The sequence below is a fragment of the Trebonia sp. genome (genome assembly GCF_049794275.1).
GTDB lineage: Bacteria > Actinomycetota > Actinomycetes > Streptosporangiales > Streptosporangiaceae > Trebonia.
Genome location: NZ_JBARCR010001110.1, coordinates 1 through 2,171 on the forward strand (window position 1 = coordinate 1; position 2,171 = coordinate 2,171).

Here is a 2,171-nt window from a genome sequence, read left to right on the forward strand (position 1 = left end):
GATCAGCAGCGCGCCGCTGTGGTCGTAGACCAGCCCGGCGAGCGTGGCGACGGTGTCCAGGTTGCCCGTCTTGGCCCGCACCACGCCGCGCGCCGCGCCGTCGATCCCGCCGAACACGCTGCCGCCGGCAGACAGCGTTCCGCTGAACCCGGCGACCGGCAGGCCGGTGATCGCGCCCCGCAGCCGCGACGGGCCCGCGCTGGCGACCTCGAGCACTCGCACCAGCGTCTCAGGCGCGATGCCGTCTTGCGGCGACAGCCCGCTGCCGTCCACCAGGCTGATCGGCGTCGTCACCCCGAGCCGCCGCAGCTCGGTCATGACCGCGTCTGCCGCGCCGCCGAACGTGGCGGGCAGGCCCATCGCGATCGCGAGCTGCCGCGCGATGTTCTCCGCGATCACGTTGTTGCTCTCGCGCAGCATCTGCTCAGCCACCTGGGACAGCGGCGGCGAGCTCACGCTCGCCAGCAGGGGCGCGCCGGACGGGGCGGTCGTTTCCGCCGGGCTGCCGCTGACCGTGATGCCGTCCTGCTGGAGCAGGTTCGCGAACGCCGTCACCGTCAGGCCGGCCGGGTCCGTCGTGCGGGGCGTGAAGTTGACCGCGTCGTCGGAGTCTTCGAGCACGCCTGCCGGGGTGAGACGCCCCTGGTCGGCCTCAAGCGACACGATCGGCGTGACGTTGCCTGTGGTGATGAGGGCGTCGGCCCATCCTGGTGCCATGTCGGGGCCTGTGTAGCGGGAAGTGTCGTAGCCGAGCTGCACATGGGTGTCGCCCTGGGCCTTGAGCGCCCGGGCCGTGCTGGCCGCGAGCGCGGCCAGCGTGGCGGGCTGCGGGTAATCGGAGGAGGGGTAGCCGTTGACGGCGAGGGTCGGGTCGCCGCCGCCGACGAGCACGATGCCGCCGCTCACCTTGCGCACGCTGGTGGTGAAGCGGGCGTCCGGCCCGAGCACCGCGAGCGCGGCGACCGCGGTCGCCACCTTGGTGGTGGACGCCGGGGTGGCGAGCGTCGAGCCGTTCTCCGCGTAGAGCACCTTGCCGGTCCGCGCGTCCGCGACCTCCAGGCCGACTTGCGGGCCGGTCTCGCCCGCGGGCAGCGTGGACCCCAGCATGGCGGCCAGCCCGGCAGCGGTCGGCAGCGAGCCGGGATCCGCACCTGAACCGCTGCCTGCGGTGCCCGCGGCCACCGGCGGCAGTACCGTCCCTGGCCGCAGCACGGGGCGCACGGCGGCGACCGGGATTCGCAGCGCCGCGAGCCTCGGCGGCAGCATGCGAGCCACGGCCACCCCGGCCGCGAGCGTGAACAGGTTCAGCATCGCGAGCGTGGCCAGGGCCGTGATCCGGGTACGGCGGGGGCGGGTGCGGCGCACCGAAACTACCTTTCGCGGGTTGCGGTGTGCATAGCTTAGGGGCAGGCCGGACTCCGTGTCGGCGGGTCATGAACCCGCCGTCCTGCCGCGCTGTCGCCAGCAGCGACAATGGAGGCAGACGAGCGGCTGACAGGTGCGCTAACAGGGTGGAGAGCATGGACGTCGAGGTAGTCATCGAGATCCCCAAGGGGCAGCGGAACAAGTACGAGATCGACCACGAGACCGGCAGGATGCGCCTCGATCGCATGCTGTTCACCTCGACCAGGTACCCGGCCGACTATGGGTTCATCGAAGATACTCTCGGCGGCGACGGCGATCCGCTTGACGCCCTGGTGCTGCTTGAAGAGCCGACCTTTCCCGGCTGCCTTGTCACCGCGCGGGTCATCGGCATGTTCCAGATGACCGACGAGAAGGGACCGGATGACAAGGTCCTCTGCGTCCCCGCACACGATCCGCGTGCCGAGCACCTGCGAGACATTCATCACGTGCCGGAGTTTGACCGGCTGGAGATCCAGCACTTTTTCGAGGTCTACAAGGACCTAGAGCCCGGCAAGTCCGTCGAGGGTTCCCGCTGGGCCGACCGGGCGGCCGCCGAGGCCGAGATCGAGCGCTCGCGGAAGCGCTTCATCGAGGCCGAGGAGCACTAAGCCTGCTATCCGCCTGGCGCACTCAGCGCGGGCGCAGACCGCGTCCGCCCGGGCGCGGACGGTCTCATGCGCCGTGCGCATGAGGTCGCCGCCGAGTCCGGCGAGGCCCCCGGAGATCAGGACGGCGGCGCTGGCGGCGGTGGCGGCGCTCTCCCACCG

General features: G+C 71.7%; 2 protein-coding genes. One reads left to right on the plus strand and one right to left on the minus strand.

What is annotated here, in order from left to right:
• On the minus strand, positions 1-1,365 hold a 1,365-nt coding region (gene dacB, locus WA805_RS27600; RefSeq protein ID WP_425243795.1), incomplete at its 3' end, for a D-alanyl-D-alanine carboxypeptidase/D-alanyl-D-alanine endopeptidase.
• Positions 1,366-1,520: 155 nt separating this feature from the next.
• Here dacB and WA805_RS27605 point away from each other — a divergent pair.
• Positions 1,521-2,012, plus strand: a complete 492-nt coding sequence (locus WA805_RS27605; protein ID WP_422287893.1) for an inorganic diphosphatase — start codon at positions 1,521-1,523, stop codon at positions 2,010-2,012.
• Positions 2,013-2,171: the final 159 nt, after the last annotated feature.